The sequence below is a fragment of the Neobacillus sp. 19 genome, from assembly GCF_049463095.1.
Classification (GTDB): domain Bacteria; phylum Bacillota; class Bacilli; order Bacillales; family Cytobacillaceae; genus Neobacillus.
This window is the reverse complement of sequence record NZ_JBMPZU010000021.1, coordinates 1-878: the sequence shown is the minus strand read 5'-3', so window position 1 is coordinate 878 and position 878 is coordinate 1. Positions and strand designations below refer to the sequence as shown.

The 878-nt window shown below is 50.5% G+C and carries 8 tRNA genes; all 8 read right to left on the bottom strand.

The features are described 5' to 3' along the window. Positions 1-90: 90 nt before the first annotated feature. A tRNA-Ala gene (locus tag ACO1D1_RS05265) sits at positions 91-166 on the bottom strand. A gap of 18 nt (positions 167-184) precedes the next feature. Further along, positions 185-261 (bottom strand) — tRNA-Pro (locus ACO1D1_RS05260). Positions 262-268: 7 nt separating this feature from the next. Beyond that, positions 269-345 (bottom strand) — tRNA-Arg (locus ACO1D1_RS05255). Positions 346-355: 10 nt separating this feature from the next. After that, positions 356-444 (bottom strand) — tRNA-Leu (locus tag ACO1D1_RS05250). Between the two features lie 10 nt (positions 445-454). Then, positions 455-526: transfer RNA gene (locus ACO1D1_RS05245), tRNA-Gly, on the bottom strand. Between the two features lie 8 nt (positions 527-534). Next, positions 535-617: transfer RNA gene (locus tag ACO1D1_RS05240), tRNA-Leu, on the bottom strand. A gap of 14 nt (positions 618-631) precedes the next feature. Continuing rightward, a tRNA-Lys gene (locus tag ACO1D1_RS05235) sits at positions 632-708 on the bottom strand. A 9-nt stretch (positions 709-717) separates the two neighbouring features. Continuing rightward, positions 718-790 (bottom strand) — tRNA-Thr (locus ACO1D1_RS05230). Positions 791-878: the final 88 nt, after the last annotated feature.

Here is an 878-nt window from a genome sequence, read left to right as displayed (position 1 = left end):
TTTTCAAGGATCAATTTTTCTTATCGCTCAAGTGCGACTTTTATATGATAACAAAGGAAAATTATATTGTCAACATATATTTATTTTAATTGGTGGAGCCTAGCGGGATCGAACCGCTGACCTCCTGCGTGCAAAGCAGGCGCTCTCCCAGCTGAGCTAAGGCCCCAAAAGAATATAAGAGAAATGGTCGGGAAGACAGGATTCGAACCTGCGACCCCTTGGTCCCAAACCAAGTGCTCTACCAAGCTGAGCTACTTCCCGTAATTAATGGCGCGCCCGAAAGGAGTCGAACCCATAACCTTCTGATCCGTAGTCAGACGCTCTATCCAATTGAGCTACGGGCGCATTATTTAAATGGTGCCGAGGACCGGAATCGAACCGGTACGGTAGTCACCTACCGCAGGATTTTAAGTCCTGTGCGTCTGCCAGTTCCGCCACCCCGGCTTACATAGAGAGCGGAAGACGGGATTCGAACCCGCGACCCCCACCTTGGCAAGGTGGTGTTCTACCACTGAACTACTTCCGCAAAAAATATGGTGCGGGTGAAGGGGTCGAACCCCCACGCCTTGCGGCGCCAGATCCTAAGTCCGTGCGTCTGCCAATTCCGCCACACCCGCATATTAATTTTAAATGGTGAGCCATTGAAGGACTCGAACCTTCGACCCTCTGATTAAAAGTCAGATGCTCTACCAACTGAGCTAATGGCTCGTACAAAAGTGCCGGCGAGAGGACTTGAACCCCCAACCTACTGATTACAAGTCAGTTGCTCTACCAATTGAGCTACCCCGGCGTTGTTAACATAATTATATTATGGTGGAGGATGACGGGATCGAACCGCCGACCCTCTGCTTGTAAGGCAGATGCTCTCCCAGCTGAGC